Origin of the sequence: Pseudomonas sp. JY-Q (assembly GCF_001655295.1) — a bacterium.
In the GTDB taxonomy this organism is placed as follows: domain Bacteria; phylum Pseudomonadota; class Gammaproteobacteria; order Pseudomonadales; family Pseudomonadaceae; genus Aquipseudomonas; species Aquipseudomonas alloputida.
Window position 1 is genome coordinate 4,113,967 of sequence record NZ_CP011525.1, and the last position, 24,827, is coordinate 4,138,793.

Genomic DNA, 24,827 nt, shown 5'->3' on the forward strand with positions numbered 1-24,827 from the left:
GGGGGCTTTTGTGCGTTTGCCGGTCATGAGAGGCAATGAAAACCCAGACGACCTGACGCGAACTCGTGATGACGTCTCTGGAAATCTCAGCTCTCGAGGAGCGGCACACGGGCTTCTCAGGATGGCGCACAAAGCCTGAGCCCGAGCCCACGATGGGTATGAATGCGTACATTACAGCCAGGGGCGAGGAGGACCTTGCGCAGATAGTTGAGCTGTACTTCCAGTATCTTTGTTCCAGGATCGAAGTGAACACCCCATACGGCACCCAACAATTCGGATCTCGACACTATTAGCTCACGGTTCCGCATCAACGTCTCCAACAGCCTGCATGATGTGGCTTTGATGATCGCGGATTGCGGCCGCACCTCAGCTCACGACGTGAGCGATCCAGTTCCAGTTCAGCAAACGTGACATGACCGTTATCAGTGGGAATTCTGTTCAATATGGGTGGTGCTCGAAGGGCGACAGGTCATCGACCTGCCGCCTGAGGTGGAGGTTACCTTGTTACATCCGGCAGCGCGTAGGCAATCACATAGTCGCCACGGTTTTCGTTCGAACCTGTACGGGTAGCACCGCCCACGGTCACCGCGCAAATGAAAGCAGCGGCAAGTTGGTCGGGGCTTCGAAGATCTCCAGCATTTGCGATCTCTCTCTCTGAATATCAGAAAGCTGCCAGTCACCCTGAGGCTCAACCGACCAGGCTACATCCGTGACACATTTTCTGTCGACACCAGACGCAACCTTTCCACCAACCGTCAACTGATGCGCTGGCGCTGGTGGTAAGCTTATCTGCCCCACCGACATCTGGGACGCCCCCTCCAACCTAATGGTCAGTGATGAGCTCGCCGCTTTGGTATGCCCTTGCGTCCAGAGGTCTAATCGATTGGCCCAATCCTGCATCATCGTACGGCGTTGCTCGACGTACTCCGCATGGTTATACGCCGAACTCACCTTGTCAGGATCAGCATGTGAAAGCTGCGCGTCGATCCAGATTTTCGGGTAACCGATTTCGTTCAGTGCCGTTGAGATCGTCGCCCTCATGCCATGCCCGGTCAGTCGGTCAGCAAAGCCCATACGTCGCAACGCACTGTTCAGCGTGTTCTCGCTGATGCGTTTACTCAGATCACTTCGATGAGCGAGCAAGTGCCGTTGTGCCGGGACCACCTGATCCAGCAACAGCCGCACGACTTCGGCCGCCTGGATAGACAGTGGAACGATGTAGGGCGGCACCTTGGCGGTTTGACGCCGCGTTTTGCGCATCTTGAGCTGGAGCTGCTTGACCACTTCAGGCGGGATAATCCAAAGCCGGCGCTCCAGATCGAACTGATCGGGAGTCGCCAGACGCAACTCACCAGTGCGGACTCCGGTAAGCAATAATAGGCGTATACCGAGCTGCGTCTGTTGCGAGCCGCGGAACGCACGCAGCTTACCCAGGAAGTGTGGAAGCTCCTCCATGCGCAGGAAGGGATTGTGCTCCACCGGCGGCTTGGGCACCGCCACCACATCGAGATCTGCGGCAGGATTGTGCTCAAGGCCCGCTATGCGTACGAGCGCATAACGGAACAACTGATTAAGCCAGGTCCGGCACTTCTCCGCAGTAGTGAAGGCCTTCCTACATTCGATACGGCCGAGCAGATCCATGAGCACATGCCGGTTGATCTCATGGATCGATTGTTCGCCGATGTAAGGCTGAATGTCTTTGGCGAAAATGCGCAAGATCTGCGACAGCGTGCTCTGCCGGCCTTCTTTCAGGCTGAGCCGGCGAAAGGCAATCCACTGATTGAACACTGCGTCGAAGGTCTGATCAGTGGAAAGGCGCACCGCGAGTCGCTGCTGCTTGCGCTGCTCGCTGGGATTAGTGCCTTGAGCAAGCAGTGTGCGCGCTTCATCCCGCCGTATCCGCGCATCACGCAGGCCCACCTGCGGATAGCTGCCGAACGACATACGCTTCTGCCTGCCTTCCCAGTAGAAACGAAAATGCCAGAGCTTTGCGCCCTGGGCGGTGACGTGCAGAATCAGTCCATCACTGTCGGCGAGCGTATAGTCCTTGCCGGTGACTCGGGCATGCCGAATCGTCATTTCCGAAAGAGCCATGGTGACCTCCTGAAGCTGCTGGAAGCCAAATGCTCATCTCGTCACCGATCCTGCTCCATCGAAAAACCGAATTGGGGTCTATCCCATTCTGGCCTCAAATCTGGCCTTAAAATGCCCGGCTACTACCGGTTTTCGGTGATTTTCGCTGGAACGAAAAAAGGCCCCGAAGGGCCTTTTTTCAACGACTTACAGACTTCGACTGAAACCTGTAGATCTTTATTTGGAGCGGGAAACGAGACTCGAACTCGCGACCCCGACCTTGGCAAGGTCGTGCTCTACCAACTGAGCTATTCCCGCGTCGTGATGGGTGCCATTCTAGCGATTTCTAAAACAGCGTCAACCCCTTGATTCAAAAAACTTTTATTTTTTTTCCGAGCCTTCGCGCAGGTGCGGCCAGGCGGCCAGCAGGTAGTGCACCATCGACCACAGCGTCAGCCCCGCTGCCACCAGCAGCAGCCCGTAGCCCAGGATCACCCAGAAGGTCACCGCCGGTGGGTTGCCCAGCAGGATCACCAGCGCCAGCATCTGCGCCGCAGTCTTCCACTTACCGAGGTTGGACACCGCCACATGCGCCCGCGCGCCTAGCTCAGCCATCCACTCGCGCAGCGCAGACACCACGATCTCGCGGCCGATGATGACCGCGGCGGGCAGGGTCAGCCAGAAGTTGGCGTGGGTCTGCACCAGCAGCACCAGGGCCACTGCCACCATCAGCTTGTCGGCCACCGGGTCGAGGAAGGCGCCGAACGGCGTGCTCTGCTGCAGTCGACGCGCCAGGTAGCCGTCCAGCCAATCGGTGGCGGCGGCTACGGCGAATACGCTGCTGGCGGCCATGTAACTCCACTGATAGGGCATGTAGAACAGCAGAATGAAGCACGGAATGAGCAGGACGCGTAGAACGGTGAGCAGGTTTGGAATATTCATCGGTACGACTGGCTGCAAGTTGAGCCCGGCATTCTACTCGCTATGCAGGCTGGCATAAATCGACTCGGCAAGCTTTTTACTGATGCCGGGGGCTTTGGCGATTTCATCGATACTGGCGCGGTTGAGCTCCTGCAGGCCGCCGAAATGTTTCAGCAGGTCGCGGCGGCGCTTGGGCCCTACCCCGGCCACATCTTCAAGGCTGGAAACTCGACGGGCCTTGCCACGGCGGGCGCGGTGGCCGGTGATAGCGAAGCGGTGGGCTTCGTCGCGGATCTGTTGGATCAGGTGCAACGCCGATGAATCGCCCTTGAGGGTAAATTCGTGATGCACATCGTTCAGGTACAGGGTTTCGAAACCCGCCTTGCGTGTAACGCCCTTGGCCACACCCAGCAGGGTCAGGTCGGTGAAGCCCAGCGCCTGCATCACATCGCGGGCCATGTTCAGCTGGCCCTTGCCGCCATCCACCAGCAGCACGTCGGGCAGCTTGCCCTCGCCGTCCTTGATGCGCCCATAGCGGCGGGTCAGGGCCTGATGCATGGCCGCGTAATCGTCACCTGCGGTGACACCTTCGATGTTGAAGCGGCGGTAGTCGGACTTGATCGGCCCCTCGGGGCCGAACACCACGCAACTGGCCACGGTCGCTTCACCACTGGAGTGGCTGATGTCGTAGCATTCCAGGCGTTGCGGCACTTCATCCAGGCCCAGCACTTCGGCCAGGGCTTCGAAGCGCGCAGCCATGTGCTGGCGGTTGGCCAGGCGGGCATTCAGCGCCTGCTCGGCATTGGTCACGGCCAGTTGCTGCCAGCGGGCGCGGGTGCCGCGCACCCGGTGGCTGATGGTCAGTTCGCGGCCACGCAGCGTGTGCAGCGCTTCGGTGATGGCGTTGAAGTCTTCGTGAACAACGTTGACGATCAACTCGCCGGGCAGCTCGCGCTCTGCGTTGCCCAGATAGTACTGGGACAGGAATGCGGCCATGACCTCGGCCACCTCCTCCTCGATGCCCACCTGCGGGAAGAAGTTCTTGCTGCCCAGTACTCGCCCGCCGCGCACGCTGATCAGGTGCACACAGGCACCACCCGGGTTGACGAAGGCGGCGATGACGTCGACATCGCCGCTGCCGCCCTCGATGTACTGCTGGTCCTGCACGCGGCGTAACAAGGCGATCTGGTCGCGCAGCTCGGCGGCTTTTTCGAAATCGAGGGCCATGGCGGCCTTTTCCATCTCGGCGTTCAACTCATTGCCCAGTTGCTGGCTACGCCCTTCCAGAAACATCACCGAATGGCGCACGTCTTCTGCGTATTCCTCGGCAGTCACCAGGTCGGTGCAGGGCCCTTTGCAGCGCTTTATCTGGTACTGCAGGCATGGCCGGGTGCGGTTGGCGTAGTAGCTGTCTTCGCACTGACGCACAGAAAAGGCCTTTTGCAGCAGGCTGAGGCTTTCGCGAATGGCCCCGGCGCTGGGGTACGGGCCAAAGTAACGGCCCTTGGCCTTTTTCGCCCCACGGTGAATGCCCAGGCGCGGGAACTCGCCATCGGACAGAAACACGTAGGGGTAGGACTTATCGTCGCGCAGCAGGATGTTGTAAGGCGGCCGCCACTCCTTGATTAGGTTCTGCTCCAGCAGCAACGCCTCGGTTTCGTTGGCGGTGATGGTGGTTTCAACCTGGGCGATGCGCGCAACCAGCGCGGCGGTCTTGGGCGCAAGGCCAGCCTTGCGGAAATAGCTGGCCAGGCGTTTCTTCAGGTTCTTGGCCTTGCCCACGTAAAGCAGCCGGGCTTCGCCGTCGAACATCCGGTAAACGCCCGGGCGACCACTGCAGGTCGCCAGGAATGCGCTGGCATCAAAGACTTGGGACATGAGGTTTTACAGGCTTGCGTCAACCATACCGTGGCGAACGGCCAGCAAGGTCAATTCGACGTCGCTGGTGACCGAGAGTTTTTCAAAGATCCGATAACGGTAAGTATTGACGGTCTTGGGCGAGAGGCACAACTTGTCGGAGATGATCTGCACTTTCTGGCAGCCGACAATCATCAGGGCAATCTGGATTTCCCGCTCGGACAGCGCGTCGAACGGCGAGCCCTGCGGCTGGAACGGTTTCAGCGCCAACTGCTGGGCGATCTGCGGGCTGATATAGCGCTGGCCGGCAAAGGCCAGACGAATGGCCTGGACCATTTCGTCAAGGCCTGCACCCTTGGTCAGGTAGCCGGCAGCGCCGGCCTGCAACAAGCGTGTGGGGAACGGGTCCTCCTCGCACACCGTCACCGCCACTACCTTGATGTCAGGGTGGCTGCGCAGCAGTTTGCGGGTGGCCTCCAGGCCGCCGATACCGGGCATTTTCACATCCATCAGCACAACGTCCGGTTTCAGCTCCCGGGCCAGTTTCAGTGCCGATTCGCCGGAATCTCCCTCACCCACCACCTGCAGGCCGTCGATGTCGGCCAACATGCGTGTAATACCGGTTCGTACCAGATCGTGATCATCGACCACTAAGACCCTAATCAAGCACACACCTCGTCAGCAGGGCGATTGGATCCCGCCACCTTAACAAAATTTTTCACGGTGGGCCTAACGCATTGCTTCCGTCAGAAACGACTGACGTTCGACTGTGAGAGGCCGCACTATTTGCCGGGGCTTGGCGTCGTTGGCCAACCGCCCCAAAAGGTGCAAGAGCGCCGCCTGATCATCCGACCGCAATTTCCGAAAAGCCCCCAGCAAACCGGACTCATCCGTGTTCAAACCTTCGTGCGCTGCCGGGGTGCGCAGGCCGCTGAGGACATACAACGCATCCACGCCCCGGGTCGCCAATGCCGCCAGGTAATCTAGCCGCGGCGTGCGCTCACCGCTTTCGTACTTGCCCTGAGCGTTGGGCTCGACGCCACCGATATCGCCAAATACACGCTGGGTCATACCCAGCCGCTCACGCTCTTCCCGCAGCCGTGGACCGATTCCGTTCATAGGGGCTTCTCCTTTTCCCTTATCCTCTCAAGTACGGCCTGCCCGCCTGCAGGCAGCCGTAAAGGTGTGGATCCACTATGCCCATGCTCTGCGGTCGCGACAAGCCATCATTTAGCTACTACGTTGATATCCCGCTGCATCCGCACAAAGCATTCGTCTTCACCCATTTCGATGAAGCCATGGCGCTGGTACAGCAGGCGGGCCGGGTTGCTGCGGAACACCATCAGCCGCAACAGGGGAAGGCGCCGCTGCCTGGCCCACAGCGCCAGTTCTTCCAGCACCCAGCTACCGACCCCTCGCCCACGGTACTCAGGCAACAGGTGCAACTCGCGGATGAACAGCGCCTGGCGGTCCTGGCTGAGGCTGCAAAAACCCAACAGCGTGTCGCCTTCGATCACCAGCCACTGCTCGCGCCAGCCCCAGGCCGCGTCGAAGGCGTCCTCGATCCACAGCAGGTCGAATTCACGGTAGTAGGGCAACATGGCGCGGCGCGTAAGGTCGCGGGCGAAGGTGCAGTGGATGTCTTGGGCGGGAATCAACTGTAAGGGCATCGCATTGCGCTCATTGGGCATAACACACTGGCGAACTGCCAGGGCCACACCTGTCCAGTTCGTTTTCCAACCAGTCGGCCAGTACCCGGGCATTGTTGTGCTCGCTGTCCTTGCCAGCATAAAGCAATGTCAGCGTCCCCTTCCTGGCCATGTCCAGCAGCGGATACCAGTGTTCGGGGTGGGCCGCCAGCGCTTGCTGGTACCGCTGGGTAAAACCGGCGAAATCCACTTCACCCTGATGGAACGCCTTACGCAATTCATTCGAAGGTGCCACTTCGCGCAACCACTGCCCATGGAGGTCTTCCTTGCGTTTGTTGCGCGGCCAAAGGCGGTCGACCAGCACACGCTGGCCATCTTCATCCTCAACCGCATCATAGACACGTTTGCAGCGAATCATGGGCGTCTCCTGCCATTACCGTCCGTCTTGAGCCTAGATAATTCATTGATCGAGGTCACGGCCGGGTTACGAATTGTTTCTATGCTCAAGGCCTTCGGCACTTTCGCCCAACGCCAACCGGAGCCCCCATGGCAACCCCGTCAGTGGCCAGCAGCCCACTACTGGCCAAACACGACGCTCGCCCGCAGCTCTCCCACAAACCTGGGCGTGCCACCTTAACGTTGTTCTTCAGCCTGCTGCTGGCGGGTATCGCCTACACCGCCTGGAGCCTCAAGCAGGATGTGACCGCAAGCGGTACGGTCATCACCACGGCCACACCGTTCCTTCTGCTGGGCCTGGCGCTGGTGATTGCCCTGGGCTTCGAGTTCGTCAACGGCTTCCACGACACCGCCAACGCGGTAGCCACCGTGATATACACCCATTCATTGCCCGCGCCGGTAGCGGTGGTGTGGTCTGGGCTGTGCAATTTCCTGGGCGTGCTTTTTTCCAGTGGCGCGGTGGCCTTCGGCATCATCGCCTTGCTACCGGTAGAACTGATTCTACAGGTGGGTTCTTCGGCCGGCTTCGCCATGGTCTTCGCCCTGCTGCTGGCGGCGATCATCTGGAACCTTGGCACTTGGTGGCTGGGCCTGCCGGCATCGTCCTCGCACACCCTGATTGGCTCGATCATCGGCGTGGGCGTGGCCAATGCGCTGATGCATGGGCGTGACGGCACCAGCGGCGTGGACTGGGCCCAGGCCAGCAAGGTGGGTTATGCCCTGCTGTTCTCACCGCTGATCGGTTTTGCTTGTGCAGCCCTGCTGCTGCTGGCCCTGCGCGCGCTGGTCAAACGCAAGGCGCTTTACCAGGCACCGGAAGGCCAAACACCGCCACCGTGGTGGATCCGCAGCCTACTGATTCTGACCTGCACCGGGGTCTCTTTTGCCCACGGCTCCAACGATGGCCAGAAAGGCATGGGGCTGATCATGCTGATTCTGGTCGGCACCCTGCCGATGGCCTATGCGCTGAACAAGACCATGCCCAACGCGCAGGCCCTGCAGTTTTCCGCCGTCGCCGAGGTGACCCGCCAGGCACTGGTACGCAGCAACCCGCAAGCGGCCCCGGATGACCCGCGCCAGGTGCTTACCCTGTTCATTGCCCAGCCCAAGGCCAGCCCGCACCTGGTACCGGCATTGGCGGCGCTGACCGGGATGATCGGCGAAGAGGTCAAAGGCTATGGCTCGCTCAAACGCGTACCGGCTGAAGCCATGGCCAACGTGCGCAACGACATGTACCTGACCAGTGAAGCCATCCGCCTCATGGAGAAAAACCACCTGGTGACATTCGATGCCGACACCCGCAGCCAAGTGCTGTTGTTCAAGGCCCAGCTGGACGACGCCACCCGCTATATTCCGTTGTGGGTGAAGGTGGCTGTAGCCATCGCGCTCGGGTTGGGGACCATGGTTGGCTGGCGGCGTATTGTGGTCACCGTTGGCGAGAAGATCGGCAAGACCCACCTCAGCTATGCCCAAGGCGCATCGGCTGAAGTGGTGGCGATGTGCACCATTGGCGCGGCGGATATGTTCGGGTTGCCGGTGTCGACCACGCATGTGCTGAGTTCGGGGGTGGCCGGCGCCATGGTCGCCAATGGGTCGGGGATTCAGAAACGCACGTTGTTCAATCTGCTGATGGCCTGGGTGCTGACCCTGCCAGCGGCAATGCTGTTGGCTGGCAGCCTGTACTGGCTGCTGAACCACATCTTCTGAACCCGTACGCCGCCTTCTGTAGGAGCGGGTTTACCCGCGAATACGGTAGCGGCGGCAACCGTGAACGGCGGGTGGAGATTGGCCAGCAGGCCCGGCCCTTTCGCGGGTAAACCCGCGCCTACACGACGGCCTGCGCCCAATCACCGACATGTGTCCACCCCCGATCAGGTGTAGGAGCGGGTTTACCCGCGAATACGGTAGCGGCGGCAACGCTGAACGGCGGGTGGAGATTGGCCAGCAGGCCCGGCCCTTTCGCGGGCGAACCCGCGCCTACGGGCCACCGCGCAGGCCTTTCAACGTTTGCACAAGGCAGTTGTCCCTGCACAGGTTGATCAGCCCGGGATTTTCAGGCCACGCTGCACGGCTGGCCGTTCGAGGAAATTCGCCAGCACGCGCTGCACTTCCTTGAACTGGTCGAAGCCCACCAGGTCACGGGCGTTGTAGCGCTCCACCAGGTTGCGCACCCAAGGGAAGATGGCGATGTCGGCAATGCTGTATTCCTCAGCCATCCACTGCCGACCTTTCAAATGCCGATCCAGCACGCCCAGCAGCCGCTTGGACTCGTTGACATAGCGGTCGCGCGGGCGCTTGTCTTCATATTCCTTGCCCGCAAAGAAATGGAAGAACCCGACCTGGCCGAACATCGGCCCGATGCCGCCCATCTGGAACATCAGCCACTGCAGGGTCTGGTAGCGCTGGGCGGGGTCCTGGCTGAGCAGCTGGCCGCTCTTCTCCGCCAGGTACTGCAAGATCGCCCCCGACTCGAACAGCGGCAGCGGCTGACCGCCCGGCCCGTTCGGGTCGAGGATGGCGGGGATCTTGTTGTTCGCGCTGAGCGAGATGAACTCGGGGCTCAATTGGTCATCGTTGTCGAAGCTGACCTTGTGCGCCTCGTAAGCCAAGCCGATCTCTTCGAGCATGATCGACACCTTCACCCCGTTGGGCGTCGGCAGCGAGTACAACTGCAGGCGTTCGGGATGTTTGGCGGGCCATTTGCGGGTAATGGGAAAAGCACTGAGTTCGGTCATGATCAACCTTGCCAAGGGAATGAGCCTGTCACTCTAGAGACATCCCCAGCCGCTGACCATCACCGACCACTCATCAGCGTTGGCAGCTCAGGCCTGGCCGTGGGCCTTGAGCTTGAGCTTTTCGGTATCGACGCGGACAAACACGGAGTCGGCCGTCACCGTCAGTACATCCTCTGCCCAGACTTCGCAGATGACCCGGCTCTTGCGCCCCACTTCGCCTTCGACACGCGCCTTGAGCAACAGCTCGACGCCCATCGGCGTAGGTTTCAGGTAGGTCAGGTTGAGCGTGCCGGTAACGCAGTCGATACGCGGCAGGCTGCCCGGTTCTCGGCCTTCGTTACGGTAGTGGTAGGCCATCGCCGTCCAGTTGGAGTGGCAGTCGACCAGCATCGCCAGCAGGCCACCGTAAACCAGGCCAGGCCAGCCAATGAAGGTGCTGTCGGGCGAGTGCCGGCACACCAGGTGAACACCGTCGGCGTCCCAGTGGCTTTGCAGGTGCAGGCCGCTGGGGTGGGAACAGCCGCAGCCATAGCAAGTACCCTCAGGGGCCGCGAGGGCTTGAAGGGAAAGTGTGTGATCAGTCATACGCTTCCTGTGCTTGTTGGAATGGGGGCGCGCAACGCCCCCATTAAAGCAGAAACATCAGACCGTCTGGGCAATCATCTTCGTACGCCGCTGGGTCAGCGAAACCAGCAGGATGAACGCGGTCACCCCGGCAGTCATCAGCGTCTCATAGCGGTAGGCATCGCTGAACAGCATGTAGCCCAGCACCATGACGATGGTGCCGATCACCAGCCAGGTCAGCCATGGGAACAGCCACATCTTCAGTTCCAGCGGGCGCCCTTCACGCTCGGCACGGGCACGCATGCGCAGCTGCGACACGGCAATGACCAGGTACACCAGCAAAGCGATGGCGCCAGTGGTCGACAGCAGGAAGCCAAACACCTTGCCCGGGAACACATAGTTGACGAGGCAGCCAGCGAAACCCGCCAGGGTCGAGAAGATCACTGCCACGGTCGGCACGCCGGAACCGGAGATGCGCTTGGTCACGCTCAGCGCCTGACCACGCGCACCAAGCGAATAGAGCATGCGCGACGCCGTGTACAGCCCCGAGTTCATGCAACTTGTCACCGCCACCAGCACCACCAGGTCAACCAGCAACTTGGCGCCCGGCACGTTCAGCACTTCCAGTACACGCTGGAACGACCCTACTGCTTTCAGCCCGGGGTCGTTCCAGGCCACCAGCGACACCACCAGGAAGATCGACGCCAGGTAGAAAATGGCGATGCGGTACACCACCAGGTTGGTGGCGCGGCGAATCTTGTCTTTCGGGTTGGCGGTTTCGTCCGCCGCGATGGTGACAATTTCGGCACCGAAGAACGAGAAGATGGTGATCAGCACGCCCCCAAGCACCGTCCCGAACCCATTGGGCATGAAACCACCGCTGTCCCACAGTCGGCTGACCCCAGAGACCTCGGCCAGCGGCCAGAAACCGAACACCGCCAAGGTGCACACCCCGATGAAGCCAATGATCGCGACCACCTTGACCAACGCGAACCAGTACTCGAAAGCACCGAAGTTCTTCACGCTGACCAGGTTGGTGCCCGACAGCACCAGCATGATCAGGAAGGCGAACAGCCAGGACGGCACGCCAGGGAAGTAGGCATGCAGGATGTCAGCACCGGCAATGGCTTCCACCGGAATGATCAACACCCAGAACCACCAGTACAGCCAGCCAATGGTAAAGCCCGCCCAAGGCCCGATGGCCTCCGAGGCGTAGGTGGAAAAAGAGCCGCTGTTGGGGTTTGCGATGGCCATTTCACCCAGCATGCGCATCACCAGCAAGACCAGCAGGCCAGTCATGGCGTAGGAGATGAGGATGGCCGGGCCGGCGGTGGCAATGGCGTTGGAGGACCCGATGAACAGCCCGGCGCCGATGATGCCGGCAATGGAGATCATGGAAACCTGACGGGAAGTCAGGCCGTGCTGCAGTGAGCGCTGTTTCTTGTTGTCTTGCGAAGCCATGAAGAACCCTCGAATGGGTCGGCCGCAGCAAAGCGGCTGAAGGTCTGAGCAGAATTCTTATAAATTTCTGATGTGTGTTGTTGTTGTTTTTTGCAGATGACCGAAGCGGGTATTGACCTCCTCTTCGCATGACCGGTTGTAATCGTTGATCCAGGTCAGTATTAATCTATAGGCCGGGGTCAACAAACGACCTTTTCGAACCACATAATTCCTTTATGGAATGAACTCCTTCCTTTTTTGCTCGGTATTTGCCCGTCATGTCCAAACGCCTGATGCCTTCGACCACCGCCCTTCAGTGCTTCGAAGCGGCCGCTCGCCACCTCAGCTTCACCCGCGCGGCCCAGGAACTGCACCTGACCCAGAGCGCCGTCAGCAAGCAGGTCGCGCAGCTTGAAGACATGCTCTCGCACTCGCTGTTCCAGCGCATTCGCCGGCGCCTGCACCTGACCCCGGCCGGCGCGCTGTACCTCACCGAAGTGAACAAGATCCTCACCCAGATCGACATATCCAGCCGCTACATCCTCAGCTACGGCGACGAAACCGAAGTGCTGCGCATCGCCACCCAGCCGACCTTCGGCGCGCGCTGGCTGGTGCCCCGGCTCAAGGGTTTTGGTGACCGCTACCCACGCATTCACCTGGATGTGCGCAACGAGCTGGAGCCATTCGACCTGGTACAGGCCAAGGCTGACGTCGCCTTTTTCTTCGGCCAGGGCACCTGGCCCGGGGCGACCTGCATCGAGTTGTTCAGCGAAGAAGTGGTGCCGGTGTGCAGCCCGCAGCTGCTGGCCAGTCACCGTTTCGACAGCGCACAGGCGCTGACTGAGCACCGCCTGTTGCAATGCGTGTCACGGCCGGAGGCCTGGCATGAGTGGTTCCTGGGGCTTGGGTTACATAGCCAGAACAGCTACCACGGGCCGCGCTTCGACACGTTCTACCTGTGTATCCGCGCGGCCATCTCCGGCTGCGGCATAGCCCTGATTCCCCGCTATCTGGTGGCCGAAGAGCTGAGCGAAGGCAAGCTGGTGGTGGCCTGGGACCACCCTGTGGCAAGCAACGGGAGGCACTTCATTGCGCATGCCGAGCATGCGGCCGAAGTGCCCAAGATCAGGGCCTTCGTGCAGTGGATCCGGGAGCGGGTGGCTGAAGGCGATTGATTTGACCTGCCCTGGCCTCTGGTAGGAGCGGGCTTGCCCGCGAAGAGGCCGGCACAGCCAACCCAAAAAACCGGCCAGATCACGAATCCATGGAATGATCGCAATCGAATAATTCGTTTGCGGAATAACCCGCCGACACGCTTGGATAATAAGAAACTCGAACAAGGTCCGCGTGCCCCCATGAACCAGGAAAGTATCAGCCAATCCATTGCCATCGTTCACCCGATCACACTTTCCCATGGCCGTAATGCCGAAGTCTGGGACACTGACGGCAAACGTTACATCGACTTCGTCGGCGGTATCGGCGTGCTCAACCTGGGCCACTGCAACCCCGCTGTAGTCGAGGCCATCCAGGCTCAGGCCACCCGCCTGACCCACTACGCCTTCAACGCGGCCCCTCACGGCCCGTACCTGGCCCTGATGGAGCAACTGAGCCAGTTTGTGCCAGTCAGCTACCCACTGGCCGGCATGCTCACCAACAGCGGCGCGGAAGCGGCGGAAAACGCCCTGAAAGTGGCCCGCGGCGCCACCGGCAAACGCGCCATCATCGCGTTCGACGGCGGCTTCCATGGCCGCACCCTGGCCACCCTGAACCTCAATGGCAAGGTCGCCCCCTACAAGCAGCGGGTCGGCGAACTGCCCGGGCCGGTGTACCACCTGCCCTACCCTGGCGCGGATACCGGGGTTACCTGCGAACAGGCACTCAAGGCCATGGACCGCCTGTTCAGCGTCGAGCTGGCGGTGGAGGACGTCGCGGCGTTCATCTTCGAGCCGGTGCAGGGTGAAGGCGGCTTCCTTGCCCTGGACCCGGCCTTCGCCCAGGCCCTGCGCCGCTTCTGCGACGAGCGTGGCATCCTGATCATCATCGACGAGATCCAGTCGGGCTTCGGCCGCACCGGCCAGCGCTTCGCGTTTCCGCGCCTGGGTATCGAGCCCGACCTGCTGCTGCTGGCCAAGAGCATCGCTGGCGGTATGCCGCTGGGTGCAGTGGTCGGGCGCAAGGAATTGATGGCGGCGCTGCCCAAGGGCGGCCTGGGTGGCACCTATTCGGGCAACCCGATTGCCTGTGCGGCGGCCTTGGCCAGCCTGGCGCAGATGACCGACGAAAACGTTGCAACCTGGGGTGAACGGCAGGAACAGGCCATCGTCAGCCGTTATGAGCGCTGGAAGGCTTCGGGCCTGAGCCCGTACATCGGCCGCCTGACCGGCGTGGGCGCCATGCGAGGGATCGAGTTCGCCAATGCCGATGGCAGCCCGGCACCGGCACAACTGGCCAAGGTGATGGAAGCGGCCCGCGCCAAGGGCCTGCTGCTGATGCCCAGCGGCAAGGCGCGGCACATCATTCGCCTGCTGGCGCCGTTGACCATCGAGGCCGAGGTGCTCGAGGAAGGGCTGGATATCCTCGAGCAGTGCCTGGCAGAACTGAACTGAGGCTTACAGGCCGAGTTCTTCCGGGGTAAGCATGTCGGACTCGAAGGCGATCCAGCCGCCTTCCAGTTCGGCATGGCCGTTGACGATCGGGCCGTAATAGGTCAGGCCGTTCTCCAGGGTTACGCAAATGTGCGTGGCCGGTTTCTCAGGGGCCGCGAGCGTACCGACGAAATGCACCTTCTTCAGGGTTTCGGTCACCGCTTCCAGGCCCACGCGCATCCTGGGGTTTTCCGAAGCCTCGGTATCTCCGCCACGGTCTTCAGCGCTGATGGTCACGGTGGCGATGTACGGGTACTTGATGCTCAAACGGGGTTACCTCGGTGGGTGTATAGGCGTACGGGCGCGTAGAGTACGGCAGGCCGTCTCTGTTGTCTCTACTGGCCTCTTCGCGGGCACGCCCGCTCCCACGGGGATCGCATGTTGCTCAGGGTATGCAGGGTACCTGTGCGGGGCGGGTCTGCCTGGGAAGAGCCGGGCCTGCAACAGGTGATCTGAATGCCCCGATCTGTTAGGGTGCCCGCCGATGCACGCCACACCACACGAGGATCCCGAGTGAGCGCCGAAGAACCCCTGATCGCCGACCTGTTCGAAGTCGACAAACGCCTGTCCCTCAAGCCCGTCGTGGACTTCAACAGCTACCTGCGCAACGCCTTCGGCGAGGGCCCATGCCGCTGCCACCGCTGCGTAGAAGGCGCCGACCAAAGCACCTACAGCCACGCGCACAACTTCACCTTCGAAGGCCGCCAGTGGCACCGCCGGTTCGCCACCACCGCCGGCAGCGACGTCGCCCAGGTGTTGAAAAAAGCCTGGCTGTCGTACACCAAGGCTGATCTCAACCTGGTCGGCGCGCTGGACCTGACCACCCTCAAGACCTTCACCGAGGCCGCCCTGCACACGCGCCTGCTGGCCTTGCTGCCGGCCAGCGGCCTGGCACGTGAAGTAGATGGCCAGTGGATGCTGCAAGCCCAGGCCGACTGACGGCCCGGTGGCAGGGCAGGATTCCACCGGTCTGCTAACTTGGTGGAATCCGTCCATCCACAGGTAGTCCGCCATGGCCCGCACAACGCCCATCGAGCTGTACCGCAATATCGGCATCGTCGCCCACGTGGATGCCGGCAAGACCACGACCACCGAGCGGATCCTGTTCTACACCGGGGTCAACCACAAGATGGGCGAAGTGCACGATGGCGCGGCGACCATGGACTGGATGGCCCAGGAGCAGGAACGCGGCATCACCATCACCTCGGCGGCGACCACAGCGTTCTGGCAAGGCTCGACCAAGCAGTTCGCCCACAAGTACCGTTTCAACATCATCGACACCCCAGGCCACGTCGATTTCACCATCGAGGTGGAGCGCTCATTGCGCGTGCTCGATGGCGCGGTCGTGGTATTCAGCGGCGCGGACGGCGTCGAGCCGCAGTCCGAGACAGTCTGGCGCCAGGCCAACAAGTACCACGTGCCACGCTTGGCCTACATCAACAAGATGGACCGCCAAGGGGCCGACTTCCTGCGCGTGGTCAAGCAGATCGATCAACGCCTGGGGCACCACCCGGTGCCCATCCAGCTGGCCATCGGCAGCGAAGAAAACTTCATGGGCCAGATCGACCTGGTGAAGATGAAGGCCATCTACTGGAACGATGCCGACCAGGGCACCAGCTACCGCGAAGAAGAAATCCCCGCCGATCTGCAGGCGCTTGCCGACGAATGGCGCGCGCACATGATAGAAGCAGCCGCCGAGGCCAATGACGAACTGCTCAACAAGTTCCTCGAAGGCGAAGAGCTGAGCGTCGACGAAATCAAGGCCGGATTGCGCAAACGCACCATCGCTAACGAAATCGTGCCGACCATCCTCGGCTCCTCTTTCAAGAACAAGGGCGTGCCGCTGATGCTCGATGCGGTAATCGATTACCTGCCCGCCCCCTCGGAAATTCCTGCCATCCGCGGCACCGACCCGGACGATGAAGAAAAGCACCTGGAACGGCACGCCGACGACAAAGAGCCGTTCTCGGCACTGGCTTTCAAGATCGCCACCGACCCGTTCGTCGGCACCCTCACCTTCGCCCGCGTTTATTCCGGCGTGCTCAGTTCAGGCAATGCGGTACTCAACTCGGTCAAAGGCAAGAAGGAACGCATCGGCCGCATGGTGCAGATGCACGCCAACCAGCGCGCAGAAATCAAGGACGTGTGTGCCGGCGATATCGCCGCGCTGATCGGCATGAAAGACGTGACCACTGGTGACACCCTGTGCGACATGGACAAGCCGATCATTCTCGAACGCATGGACTTCCCCGACCCGGTGATTTCCGTCGCAGTAGAGCCGAAAACCAAGGCCGACCAGGAAAAAATGGGGATCGCGCTGGGCAAGCTGGCCCAGGAAGACCCCTCATTCCGCGTGCGTACCGATGAAGAGACTGGCCAGACCATCATCTCGGGCATGGGCGAGCTGCACCTGGATATCATCGTCGACCGCATGCGCCGCGAGTTCAACGTCGAGGCCAACATCGGCAAGCCGCAGGTGGCCTACCGGGAAAAAATCCGCAATACCTGCGAGATCGAGGGGCGTTTCGTGCGCCAATCCGGTGGCCGTGGCCAATACGGCCATTGCTGGATCCGTTTCGCCCCCGGTGATGAAGGCAAAGAAGGCCTGGAGTTCATCAACGAGATCGTCGGCGGCGTGGTACCTCGCGAGTACATTCCGGCAATCCAGAAGGGTATCGAAGAGCAAATGAAGAACGGCGTGCTTGCCGGCTACCCCCTGATCAACCTCAAGGCCGCCGTGTTCGATGGCTCGTACCACGATGTCGACTCCAACGAGATGGCCTACAAGATCGCCGCGTCAATGGCCACCAAGCAGTTGTCGCAGAAAGGCGGCGCAGTGTTGCTGGAGCCGGTGATGAAGGTAGAGGTGGTGACGCCCGAGGAATATCAGGGCGACATCCTCGGCGACTTGAGCCGACGTCGCGGCATGATCCAGGACGGTGATGAAACACCGGCAGGCAAGGTGATACGTGCCGAAGTGCCGCTGGGTGAAATGTTCGGCTACGCCACCTCGATGCGCTCGATGACCCAGGGCCGGGCCAGCTTCTCGATGGAGTTCACCCGCTATGCCGAGGCCCCGGCGAGCATTGCCGATGGCATCGTCAAGAAGAGCCGCGGAGAGTAAGTGGTTCTCCTGTGCCGGCCTCTTCGCGGGTAAACCCGCGCCTACAGGGGTATGCGATCCCCCGTAGGCGCGGGTTTACCCGCGAAGAAACCGACACAGACACCAACAGTTTTCAGTGCTGCTCGCCCGCCCGCTTCAACAGCTTCTTGCACCGCTCGGACAAATGCACCACGCGCAAATGCTTGCCCGCCTTGGCATAGCGCTCGCGCAGGGTTTTCAGCGCCGCAACCGCCGAATAGTCGACAAAGCTCAAATGCTGGCAATCCAGCGTGACCTGGGCCGGGTCCCCGGCCGTGTCGAACTGGTTGAGGAACGAGGTGGTCGAGGCAAAGAACAGCGTGCCATGCAGTTGATAACGCTTGCCGCCCTCCGCGTCCTCATGGGTGTCGGCATACAGCTCCCGCGCATGCTGCCAGGCAAAGTTGAGCGCCGCGATGATGATACCGAACAGCACCGCCATGGCCAGGTCGGTGAGCACCGTGACCACAGTCACCGCAACGATCGCCAGCACATCATTCACCGGCACCTTGTGCAACACCCGCAACGACGCCCAGGCAAAGGTCTGCTGGGCCACCACGAACATCACCCCAACCAGCGCCGCCAGGGGAATGCGCTCGATCAGCGGCGACAGGAACAGCACGAACAGCAGAATCATCACCCCGGCCACTACCCCCGACAACCGGCCCCGGCCATTGGAGCTGAGGTTGATCACCGTCTGCCCGATCATCGCGCAGCCGCCCATGCCGCCGCACAGGCCCGACACCATGTTCGCAGCGCCCAATGCCACACACTCGCGGTCCGGGAAGCCACGGCTCTCGATGATCTCATCGGTCAGGTTGAGGGTGAGCAGGGTTTCCAGCAGGCCGACCATGGCCATCAGCACCGCGTAGGGGGCGATGATCTTCAGGGTTTCCAGATTCCAGGGCACATCCGGCAGTGCCAGCCCCGGCAGGCCACCGGCGATATGCGCCATGTCGCCCAGGGTGCGGGTAGGCAGCCCGAGCACGTACACCAGCAGGCCAACACCGAGGATCGCCACCAGGGCCGGCGGCACCGCACGGGTCAGTTTCGGCAGCACATAAACCACCGCCATGGTCAGCGCGACCAGGCCGATCATCAGGTACAGCGGCGTGCCACTGAGCCAGTGTTCGCCGTCCTTGAAATGCTCCAGCTGAGCCATGGCGATGACGATGGCCAGGCCGTTCACGAAGCCAAGCATGACCGGGTATGGCACCAGGCGCACCAGTTTGCCCAGACGCAGCAGGCCGAACAGGATCATCACCACACCGCCCAGCAGCACCGTGGCCAGCAGGTACTGCACGCCGTGCTGCACCACCAAGGCGACGATCACCACCGCCATCGAGCCGGCAGCGCCTGAGATCATCCCCGGCCGCCCGCCGAACAGCGCCGTCAGGGTACAAATGATGAACGCGCCATACAGGCCCATCAGCGGGTTGAGATGGGCCACCAGGGCAAAGGCGATGCACTCGGGGACCAAGGCAAACGAGGTAGTGAGGCCGGCGAGCAGGTCGGCGCGTAGTCGGGCGGGCTTCATGGGCTTCCTGTGGTGCAGTCCTGACGGACGATAGAAAAACGAGGGGCGCGATGTTACGGAATTTGTCTGACAGCGGCCACCGCTCAACGCACCCGTTCCAGGCTCTGCACGGCCAGGTCCAGCGCACGCTGCATGTCCAGGCGCGCCGAACGGCCCAGGTCCGGGTCGTTCAGGCGGCCACCACGCTCTGAGGGCAGGATCGGCGCCGTCAGGTCTTCGGCATCCATCGCTTCAAAATCCTGTTCGGCGCCCAGGGTCAAGGCACTGCGCCGCAACAGCATGCGCACCTGTTCCGGGGTAAGTGCCGGGTTGATCGACAGCATCGTCGCCACAGTGGCAGTCACCAAGGGTGTTGCGTACGACGTGCCGCAATGCGCAGCCTCGGCAGACACTGGGCGTATGCAGGCAGCAGCACTGACGTCCACGCGCATGTCGATATTGGAACTGTGACGCTTGCGCACGTGATCGTGGGCTTCAACTGCCGTAGCCTTGTCACTGCGCTGATGCCCGCCCACTACCAGCAATTGCTCGGTGATAAACGACGAAGGCAGGCGATATTCATCGGTCCCCGACCAGGACGCACCATTGCCCGCCGAATTCACCACCACCACATCAGGGTGCTCCTTGCGCAGCCAGAGGAAGAACTCCTCAAGTAACTCCTCGTAGCCACTCATTGCCAGCCCGGAGCGCACCAGCGAATCGACCTCATCACCCTTCACATTGCGTGCCCCGACCCGGTGAATGCCCCAGCTCCAGTTCAGCACCCGCACGCCATCTTCGACCAGGTTCACCGAGGCAGCGATGTTGGCGGTGATACCGGCATCCGAGTTGCGCTCTACCACCACCTCGAAGCCAGGGCTGTGCTTGCCCAGCCCTGGCAAAAAGCCCTCACCCTGCGCAGCGAGAATGCCTGCGACATGGCTGCCGTGGCTTGCCGGGTGATCACCGTCGCGCGCGTAGAGGCATGTCTGGCCTCGTTCGCAGCCCCCTCGATAATCACCGAACCCTGGGGCGTCGAAGTCCACTTCACGCTCGATTACCCCGACCCGCAGGGGTTTCACCGGCAAGCCAGATGCGGCAATCCGGCGCCGGTAGAAATACAGCGCGTCCATGAAACGGTTGGCGGCCCATTCGTCCGCCTGGTCGATGGCCCGGGTGCTGCGCCCATTGCCCTCCTCCCCGCGCTCGGGGCCGGACTCTTCGACAATCACGGCATCCACGCTGACTTCACTGCCCATGCGCAGGACCATCGCATCGCGCTGCACCAGGTCATCTACCGGCAAGCGCAACTGGTAGACATTCAGCGGCGGTATGGCACCGACAACCTGGGCGCCGTATTTGCCGGCGATGCGCCGGGCCTCGTCGAGGCCGTCGTATTTTTCTTCGATCAACAGGCTGACCAGATCGACATAGGTGATCAGGCCATCCATGTTCTTCGCCACTTCATCGGGCCCTGCGGCGATCACATGACTGCGTTGGCGGCTCAGCCATACCGGGTTGCTGGTGCGGCCGCCATCGGCCAGCCAGAGCGGGGCACTGCGCTGGGCTTGTCTCGCCAGTTTCAGCGTTAGCCGGTCACCCTGGCGCTCGATATCGGCTTCTGACAGCCGCGTACCGCCGAGCCATACCGTTGGCAGATTTGCCCGGAGCCCTTCGGCACGCAGGCACCATCGCTGCTGGCTATCGCTGAACAAGTCGCCGCAACGCTGCAGCTGCTTGATGCGCAGCGTGTCCGCTGCAGCCTGTGCACCAAGACTGCAAAGCCATAACAGCAAGATCAGGACACCCTTCATGCAATCACCCCACGCGCTCCCTGTGAGTGCGACTTACGGGGCACCTCAAAGGTTCACCTGTGGCCGGCGACTGCCTGGTCACGGGCGAGCCATTCGGCCATGGCAGTATCCTCCAACGCGTACTCGCCACGATTGGCCTTCCATACCAGCTCCTTGTCGCGCAGGGCCTCGAGGGCCTTCTGTACGTTTGCCGTGTTGACGTTGGCTACCGCCTGGGCCTGCTCCAGCTTGCGGCTGACCTCAACCAGGGTTTGCTCGGTAAACGGGGAAAACGGCTGCCGGCCCAGCGTGCGCTCAGCCATGACCTCTAGCACTGCCTGCTGCAACGGCGTAAGTTCGTTCCAAGCGCTTTCGTAGTCGCTCCACACCCCGGCTTGATGGTTCAGCGCCCCATTGCGCAGCAGTTCACCCAGGTTGCCCGCCTCCCCCAGGCCGACACTGACTTCGGCCAACAGTTTGTTGAGCATTTCCGGGCGCCGGCCGACCAATTCGAACGCGTATGCCAGGTCCTCTACCTTGAACTGGTTACTGTCGGCCAGGCGACGGTTCCACAAGGCGGTGATGAATTCGACATAGTCACGCCCCAGCAACGGAAAAGGCGTGATGCTGGCACCAAAGAATGGCTGCTTGCTCTTGAGTACCAGGTTGGCCAGCTTGTCGCGACTAGAGCCCGTGAACACCAGGCGCAAGCCGTCCGGACGGTCGCCACGGTTAAGGTGGTCACGCGCGGCTTTCAGCGCGAACATCGCATTAAGGCCATCTTCGCTGTTAAGGGCGTGCTGAGCCTCGTCGATGATCAGTACTACCAACTGCCCTGACACTTGATGCAACACGGCAAGCGCCTGGGCCAGGGTAGTACCCGCAGGCAGTTGCGGGCGGGTGAAATCCCAGCTCAGGGTGCGCAGCAGGTTGATCTTGTCGACACCGGCCTTTTTCGCCGTCCTGGCCAGCGCACCTTCGAATCTGGCCAGCGCAGTACCGATGGCGCCGCTGATGAGCTGCGCAGGGGCGGCGTCGCGATCCGACCACAGGTCGACGTAAACCGGTAGCCAGCCGCGCTGTACGCATTCCGGTATGAAGTCGTTGTTGAGGAAGGTGCTCTTGCCCGTACGCCGGGGCGCGGCCAGGAACATGCCCGAGCTGTAATCGACCAACGACTCGCCGGCCAGGTCTTGGGCCAGTGCGGTGGCCAACTGATGACGGCGTAGGAGCGGGCGAACGGGAGACATGCAATTAACCTCAATTATCTTGCCTACTATAATTTATAGCCTACAAGATAAACCAGGATAATACGACCGTCCGCAACCGTGCCGGCGTGATCCAGATCCGGCAAAAAGTCAGCAAATTTGCCATCATGTTGATTCCACCTGCGGAGATCATGGACATGCCGCTACGCCCCCTTTTCACCTCCCTGTTGCTGGTCGCCAGCCTCACCGCCCATGCCGCCACCGAGGTGGTGCCACTTCAGCATCGCAGCAGCGCCGAACTGCTGCCCGCCCTGCAGGCGTTCATCGGCAAGGACGGCACGGTCAGCGCCTTCGAGAACAAACTGATCGTCAACGCCAGCCCCGAGCGCATCGACGACCTGCGCGCCCTGCTGCAACAGCTGGATACCGCGCCCAAGCGCCTGCTGATCAGCGTCGACAACAACGACAGCAACTTCCAGGACAACCGCGGCAACGCACGCGTCATTCACTACGACACCAGCAACCGCGACGGCGGCATGCAGCAGGTACAAGCCAGCGAAGGGCAACCGGCACTGATCCAGGTGGGCCAGAGCATCCCCATTACCAGCACCAGCACAGACGGCTATGGGCGCATTCAGAGCAACACCGAATACCGCAACGTGACCCAAGGCTTCTACGTGACCCCCAGCCTGAGCGGCGAAACGGTTCGTCTGCAAATAAGCAGTAATAATGACCGCATCAGCCACGAACGTGCAGATGTAGTGAAAGTACAAAGTACCGACACGACAGTCACGGGCAAGCTCGGCGAGTGGATCACCCTGGCGGGGTTCAACCAGCAGAGCCAAGCCGATCGCAGCGCATCAAGCCATACGTACAGCACCCAACGGGGTGAAAACATGACATTGCGGGTCAAAGTCGACCTTGTCGACTGATACCAGGCAATTCAAGGCCTCGACCAAAGGCCTTGAAACTGACTGCCAAGTCGCATTAGACCAAAGATGTAGTAAGTACAAAAAAGCACTACAAAACATTTGACAGGGTCTTTTTCCCAAGGGCATGATGGCCTCGCTCCCGCTAATCAGGGGCCCTGGCAAGGGCCTTCGAGGCGTGCTCCTCCCACCCCTGGAGGCGCCTCGTGTCTATACGGCCCACAAGGCGGTTCGACGGGATTGCGACTGCAACGAAGAAGTTGTCCCGAGGGACGGAAGCGCATCACCGCAGTACTGGCAATCGCGTCGCACCGCAGCAAGGCAACCACGAGCCGACCTGCCGGAGCACACCTTCGCCTGGTCTGCCCACCCTTCCCCTTCGAGCCTTCGCGTTCGCCGCCGCATTCCTGCGAACAGGACAGCCGCCAGGCACCTGATCTGCTCCGAGCATCAGCACAATTAACCCAAGATCGATGCGACGAGGTTTATTTCCATGGCACTGACACGCGAACAGCAAATTGCAGCCCTCGAGAAAGACTGGGCCGAAAACCCGCGCTGGAAAGGCGTGACCCGTACCTACACCGCCGCTGATGTCGTTCGCCTGCGTGGCTCCGTGCAACCTGAGCACACCTTTGCGCGTCAGGGCGCAGAAAAACTGTGGAAGCTGGTCACCGAAGGTGCCCACCCGTCCTTCCGCCCCGAAAAAGATTTCGTCAACTGCATGGGCGCCCTGACGGGCGGCCAGGCTGTACAACAGGTCAAGGCCGGCATCCAGGCCATCTACCTGTCCGGCTGGCAGGTTGCCGCCGACAACAACTCGGCCGAGTCGATGTACCCTGACCAGTCGCTGTACCCGGTCGACTCGGTACCGACCGTGGTCAAACGCATCAACAACGCGTTCCGCCGCGCCGACCAGATCCAGTGGAAAGCCGGCAAGAACCCGGGCGACGACGGCTACATCGACTACTTCGCGCCCATCGTGGCCGACGCCGAAGCCGGTTTCGGTGGCGTACTGAACGCCTACGAGCTGATGAAGAACATGATCGAAGCAGGCGCCGCCGGCGTGCACTTCGAAGACCAGCTGGCCTCGGTTAAAAAATGCGGCCACATGGGCGGCAAGGTGCTGGTACCGACCCAGGAAGCCGTACAGAAGCTGGTAGCCGCGCGCCTGGCCGCTGACGTGTCGGGCGTACCGACCATCATCCTGGCGCGTACCGACGCCAACGCCGCCGACCTGCTGACCAGCGACTGCGACCCGTACGACCAGCCGTTCGTGGTTGGCGAGCGCACCCGCGAAGGCTTCTACAAGGTCCGTGCCGGCCTCGATCAGGCCATTGCCCGCGGCCTGGCCTACGCCCCGTACGCCGACCTGATCTGGTGTGAAACCGCCAAGCCGGACCTGGACGAAGCCCGCCGCTTCGCCGAGGCAATCAAGAAGGAGTACCCGGACCAGATCCTGTCGTACAACTGCTCGCCTTCCTTCAACTGGAAGAAAAACCTGGACGACGCCACCATCGCCAAGTTCCAGCGCGAACTGTCGGCCATGGGTTACAAGCATCAGTTCATCACCCTGGCCGGCATCCACAACATGTGGCACGGCATGTTCAACCTGGCGCACGACTACGCCCGCAACGACATGACCGCCTACGTGAAGCTGCAGGAGCAGGAATTCGCTGACGCCAGCAAGGGCTACACCTTCGTGGCGCACCAGCAGGAAGTGGGCACTGGCTACTTCGACGACATGACCACCGTGATCCAGGGTGGCGCTTCGTCGGTGACTGCACTGACCGGCTCGACCGAGGAAGAGCAGTTCCACTGATAGTGGGTTGCGGTTGAACAAAGGCCCGGGGCTTGTGAAAGCTCCGGGCCTTTGTTTTTACCCGCGAAAGGGCCGGGCCT

Annotated in this window: 22 protein-coding genes and 1 tRNA gene; 7 read left to right on the forward strand and 16 right to left on the reverse strand. The window is 61.5% G+C overall.

Annotated features, from left to right (window positions below):
- Positions 1-116 precede the first annotated feature (116 nt).
- From AA098_RS30245 to AA098_RS18710, 9 genes are all read right to left on the reverse strand, one after another.
- Positions 117-365, reverse strand: coding sequence for a winged helix-turn-helix domain-containing protein (locus tag AA098_RS30245; RefSeq protein WP_367603896.1), 249 nt, complete (start codon positions 363-365; stop codon positions 117-119).
- A 217-nt stretch (positions 366-582) separates the two neighbouring features.
- Positions 583-2,094 carry an integrase arm-type DNA-binding domain-containing protein gene (locus tag AA098_RS18675; RefSeq protein ID WP_227743108.1) on the reverse strand — a complete coding sequence of 504 codons (1,512 nt, stop codon included), beginning with the start codon at positions 2,092-2,094 and terminating at the stop codon, positions 583-585.
- A 221-nt stretch (positions 2,095-2,315) separates the two neighbouring features.
- Positions 2,316-2,391: transfer RNA gene (locus AA098_RS18680), tRNA-Gly, on the reverse strand.
- Positions 2,392-2,454: 63 nt separating this feature from the next.
- Complete coding sequence (gene pgsA / locus AA098_RS18685; protein WP_003251374.1) at positions 2,455-3,015, reverse strand: CDP-diacylglycerol--glycerol-3-phosphate 3-phosphatidyltransferase; 561 nt, start codon at positions 3,013-3,015, stop codon at positions 2,455-2,457.
- Positions 3,016-3,048: 33 nt separating this feature from the next.
- Positions 3,049-4,872, reverse strand: coding sequence for an excinuclease ABC subunit UvrC (gene uvrC, locus AA098_RS18690; RefSeq protein WP_003251376.1), 1,824 nt, complete (start codon positions 4,870-4,872; stop codon positions 3,049-3,051).
- Positions 4,873-4,878: 6 nt separating this feature from the next.
- A complete protein-coding gene (gene uvrY / locus AA098_RS18695) occupies positions 4,879-5,517 on the reverse strand; it encodes a UvrY/SirA/GacA family response regulator transcription factor (RefSeq protein WP_003251380.1) in 639 nt (212 codons plus the stop codon).
- A gap of 63 nt (positions 5,518-5,580) precedes the next feature.
- Complete coding sequence (locus AA098_RS18700; protein ID WP_004575637.1) at positions 5,581-5,970, reverse strand: helix-turn-helix domain-containing protein; 390 nt, start codon at positions 5,968-5,970, stop codon at positions 5,581-5,583.
- A gap of 107 nt (positions 5,971-6,077) precedes the next feature.
- A complete protein-coding gene (locus AA098_RS18705) occupies positions 6,078-6,521 on the reverse strand; it encodes a GNAT family N-acetyltransferase (RefSeq protein WP_003251386.1) in 444 nt (147 codons plus the stop codon).
- A gap of 10 nt (positions 6,522-6,531) precedes the next feature.
- A complete protein-coding gene (locus AA098_RS18710; RefSeq protein ID WP_003251388.1) occupies positions 6,532-6,918 on the reverse strand; it encodes a DUF488 domain-containing protein in 387 nt (128 codons plus the stop codon).
- 128 nt (positions 6,919-7,046) lie between these two features.
- Here AA098_RS18710 and AA098_RS18715 point away from each other — a divergent pair, with 128 nt between their 5' ends.
- Positions 7,047-8,663 carry an inorganic phosphate transporter gene (locus AA098_RS18715; RefSeq protein WP_003251390.1) on the forward strand — a complete coding sequence of 539 codons (1,617 nt, stop codon included), beginning with the start codon at positions 7,047-7,049 and terminating at the stop codon, positions 8,661-8,663.
- 332 nt (positions 8,664-8,995) lie between these two features.
- On the opposite strand, the gene AA098_RS18720 is transcribed toward AA098_RS18715, so the two are convergent.
- From AA098_RS18720 to AA098_RS18730, 3 genes are all read right to left on the reverse strand, one after another.
- Positions 8,996-9,691, reverse strand: coding sequence for a glutathione S-transferase N-terminal domain-containing protein (locus AA098_RS18720; RefSeq protein ID WP_003251392.1), 696 nt, complete (start codon positions 9,689-9,691; stop codon positions 8,996-8,998).
- Positions 9,692-9,778: 87 nt separating this feature from the next.
- Positions 9,779-10,276 carry a PaaI family thioesterase gene (locus AA098_RS18725; protein ID WP_003251394.1) on the reverse strand — a complete coding sequence of 166 codons (498 nt, stop codon included), beginning with the start codon at positions 10,274-10,276 and terminating at the stop codon, positions 9,779-9,781.
- 57 nt (positions 10,277-10,333) lie between these two features.
- Complete coding sequence (locus AA098_RS18730; protein WP_064614904.1) at positions 10,334-11,716, reverse strand: amino acid permease; 1,383 nt, start codon at positions 11,714-11,716, stop codon at positions 10,334-10,336.
- 257 nt (positions 11,717-11,973) lie between these two features.
- Between AA098_RS18730 and gcvA the strand changes: the two genes are divergently transcribed.
- Together gcvA and AA098_RS18740 are read left to right on the forward strand one after the other, a co-directional pair.
- Positions 11,974-12,870 carry a transcriptional regulator GcvA gene (gene gcvA, locus AA098_RS18735; protein WP_003251398.1) on the forward strand — a complete coding sequence of 299 codons (897 nt, stop codon included), beginning with the start codon at positions 11,974-11,976 and terminating at the stop codon, positions 12,868-12,870.
- A gap of 180 nt (positions 12,871-13,050) precedes the next feature.
- Entirely contained in the window at positions 13,051-14,301 is a 1,251-nt protein-coding gene (locus AA098_RS18740) for an aspartate aminotransferase family protein (RefSeq protein WP_003251401.1), read from the forward strand.
- Positions 14,302-14,304: 3 nt separating this feature from the next.
- Here AA098_RS18740 and AA098_RS18745 read toward each other — a convergent pair whose 3' ends face one another.
- Positions 14,305-14,607 (reverse strand): hypothetical protein, encoded by a 303-nt coding sequence (locus AA098_RS18745; RefSeq protein ID WP_003251402.1) that lies wholly within the window; start codon positions 14,605-14,607, stop codon positions 14,305-14,307.
- Between the two features lie 246 nt (positions 14,608-14,853).
- Here AA098_RS18745 and AA098_RS18750 point away from each other — a divergent pair, with 246 nt between their 5' ends.
- Together AA098_RS18750 and fusA are read left to right on the forward strand one after the other, a co-directional pair.
- A complete protein-coding gene (locus AA098_RS18750) occupies positions 14,854-15,279 on the forward strand; it encodes a hypothetical protein (protein ID WP_014755923.1) in 426 nt (141 codons plus the stop codon).
- Between the two features lie 73 nt (positions 15,280-15,352).
- Complete coding sequence (gene fusA / locus AA098_RS18755; RefSeq protein ID WP_004576937.1) at positions 15,353-17,464, forward strand: elongation factor G; 2,112 nt, start codon at positions 15,353-15,355, stop codon at positions 17,462-17,464.
- Positions 17,465-17,576: 112 nt separating this feature from the next.
- Here the strand turns inward: fusA and AA098_RS18760 are convergent, their stop codons facing one another.
- From AA098_RS18760 to AA098_RS18770, 3 genes are all read right to left on the reverse strand, one after another.
- Positions 17,577-19,019 carry a SulP family inorganic anion transporter gene (locus tag AA098_RS18760; protein WP_064614908.1) on the reverse strand — a complete coding sequence of 481 codons (1,443 nt, stop codon included), beginning with the start codon at positions 19,017-19,019 and terminating at the stop codon, positions 17,577-17,579.
- A gap of 83 nt (positions 19,020-19,102) precedes the next feature.
- Positions 19,103-20,812, reverse strand: a complete 1,710-nt coding sequence (locus AA098_RS18765; RefSeq protein ID WP_060545939.1) for a S8/S53 family peptidase — start codon at positions 20,810-20,812, stop codon at positions 19,103-19,105.
- Positions 20,813-20,865: 53 nt separating this feature from the next.
- On the reverse strand, positions 20,866-22,041 hold the full coding sequence (locus AA098_RS18770; protein ID WP_060538335.1) for a hypothetical protein: 1,176 nt from the start codon (positions 22,039-22,041) through the stop codon (positions 20,866-20,868).
- A 125-nt stretch (positions 22,042-22,166) separates the two neighbouring features.
- Between AA098_RS18770 and AA098_RS18775 the strand changes: the two genes are divergently transcribed.
- Both AA098_RS18775 and aceA read left to right on the forward strand, forming a co-directional pair.
- Positions 22,167-22,931: a secretin N-terminal domain-containing protein gene (locus AA098_RS18775; protein WP_177342685.1), complete on the forward strand. Its 765-nt coding sequence runs from the start codon at positions 22,167-22,169 to the stop codon at positions 22,929-22,931.
- 490 nt (positions 22,932-23,421) lie between these two features.
- Entirely contained in the window at positions 23,422-24,747 is a 1,326-nt protein-coding gene (gene aceA / locus AA098_RS18780; protein WP_003251416.1) for an isocitrate lyase, read from the forward strand.
- Positions 24,748-24,827: the final 80 nt, after the last annotated feature.

What these genes read in the sequence shown, in the direction of transcription:
- aceA (WP_003251416.1), top strand. Translation starts at nt 23,422, where the DNA reads ATGGCACTGACACGCGAACAGCAAATTGCAGCCCTCGAGAAAGACTGG.
- fusA (WP_004576937.1), top strand. Translation starts at nt 15,353, where the DNA reads ATGGCCCGCACAACGCCCATCGAGCTGTACCGCAATATCGGCATCGTC.
- gcvA (WP_003251398.1), top strand. Translation starts at nt 11,974, where the DNA reads ATGTCCAAACGCCTGATGCCTTCGACCACCGCCCTTCAGTGCTTCGAA.
- AA098_RS18725 (WP_003251394.1), bottom strand. Translation starts at nt 10,276, where the DNA reads ATGACTGATCACACACTTTCCCTTCAAGCCCTCGCGGCCCCTGAGGGT.
- AA098_RS18675 (WP_227743108.1), bottom strand. Translation starts at nt 2,094, where the DNA reads ATGGCTCTTTCGGAAATGACGATTCGGCATGCCCGAGTCACCGGCAAG.
- AA098_RS18760 (WP_064614908.1), bottom strand. Translation starts at nt 19,019, where the DNA reads ATGAAGCCCGCCCGACTACGCGCCGACCTGCTCGCCGGCCTCACTACC.
- uvrC (WP_003251376.1), bottom strand. Translation starts at nt 4,872, where the DNA reads ATGTCCCAAGTCTTTGATGCCAGCGCATTCCTGGCGACCTGCAGTGGT.
- AA098_RS18700 (WP_004575637.1), bottom strand. Translation starts at nt 5,970, where the DNA reads ATGAACGGAATCGGTCCACGGCTGCGGGAAGAGCGTGAGCGGCTGGGT.
- AA098_RS18730 (WP_064614904.1), bottom strand. Translation starts at nt 11,716, where the DNA reads ATGGCTTCGCAAGACAACAAGAAACAGCGCTCACTGCAGCACGGCCTG.
- AA098_RS18720 (WP_003251392.1), bottom strand. Translation starts at nt 9,691, where the DNA reads ATGACCGAACTCAGTGCTTTTCCCATTACCCGCAAATGGCCCGCCAAA.
- AA098_RS18770 (WP_060538335.1), bottom strand. Translation starts at nt 22,041, where the DNA reads ATGTCTCCCGTTCGCCCGCTCCTACGCCGTCATCAGTTGGCCACCGCA.
- AA098_RS18765 (WP_060545939.1), bottom strand. Translation starts at nt 20,812, where the DNA reads ATGAAGGGTGTCCTGATCTTGCTGTTATGGCTTTGCAGTCTTGGTGCA.
- AA098_RS18710 (WP_003251388.1), bottom strand. Translation starts at nt 6,918, where the DNA reads ATGATTCGCTGCAAACGTGTCTATGATGCGGTTGAGGATGAAGATGGC.
- pgsA (WP_003251374.1), bottom strand. Translation starts at nt 3,015, where the DNA reads ATGAATATTCCAAACCTGCTCACCGTTCTACGCGTCCTGCTCATTCCG.
- AA098_RS18715 (WP_003251390.1), top strand. Translation starts at nt 7,047, where the DNA reads ATGGCAACCCCGTCAGTGGCCAGCAGCCCACTACTGGCCAAACACGAC.
- AA098_RS18740 (WP_003251401.1), top strand. Translation starts at nt 13,051, where the DNA reads ATGAACCAGGAAAGTATCAGCCAATCCATTGCCATCGTTCACCCGATC.
- AA098_RS18705 (WP_003251386.1), bottom strand. Translation starts at nt 6,521, where the DNA reads ATGCCCTTACAGTTGATTCCCGCCCAAGACATCCACTGCACCTTCGCC.
- AA098_RS18775 (WP_177342685.1), top strand. Translation starts at nt 22,167, where the DNA reads ATGTTGATTCCACCTGCGGAGATCATGGACATGCCGCTACGCCCCCTT.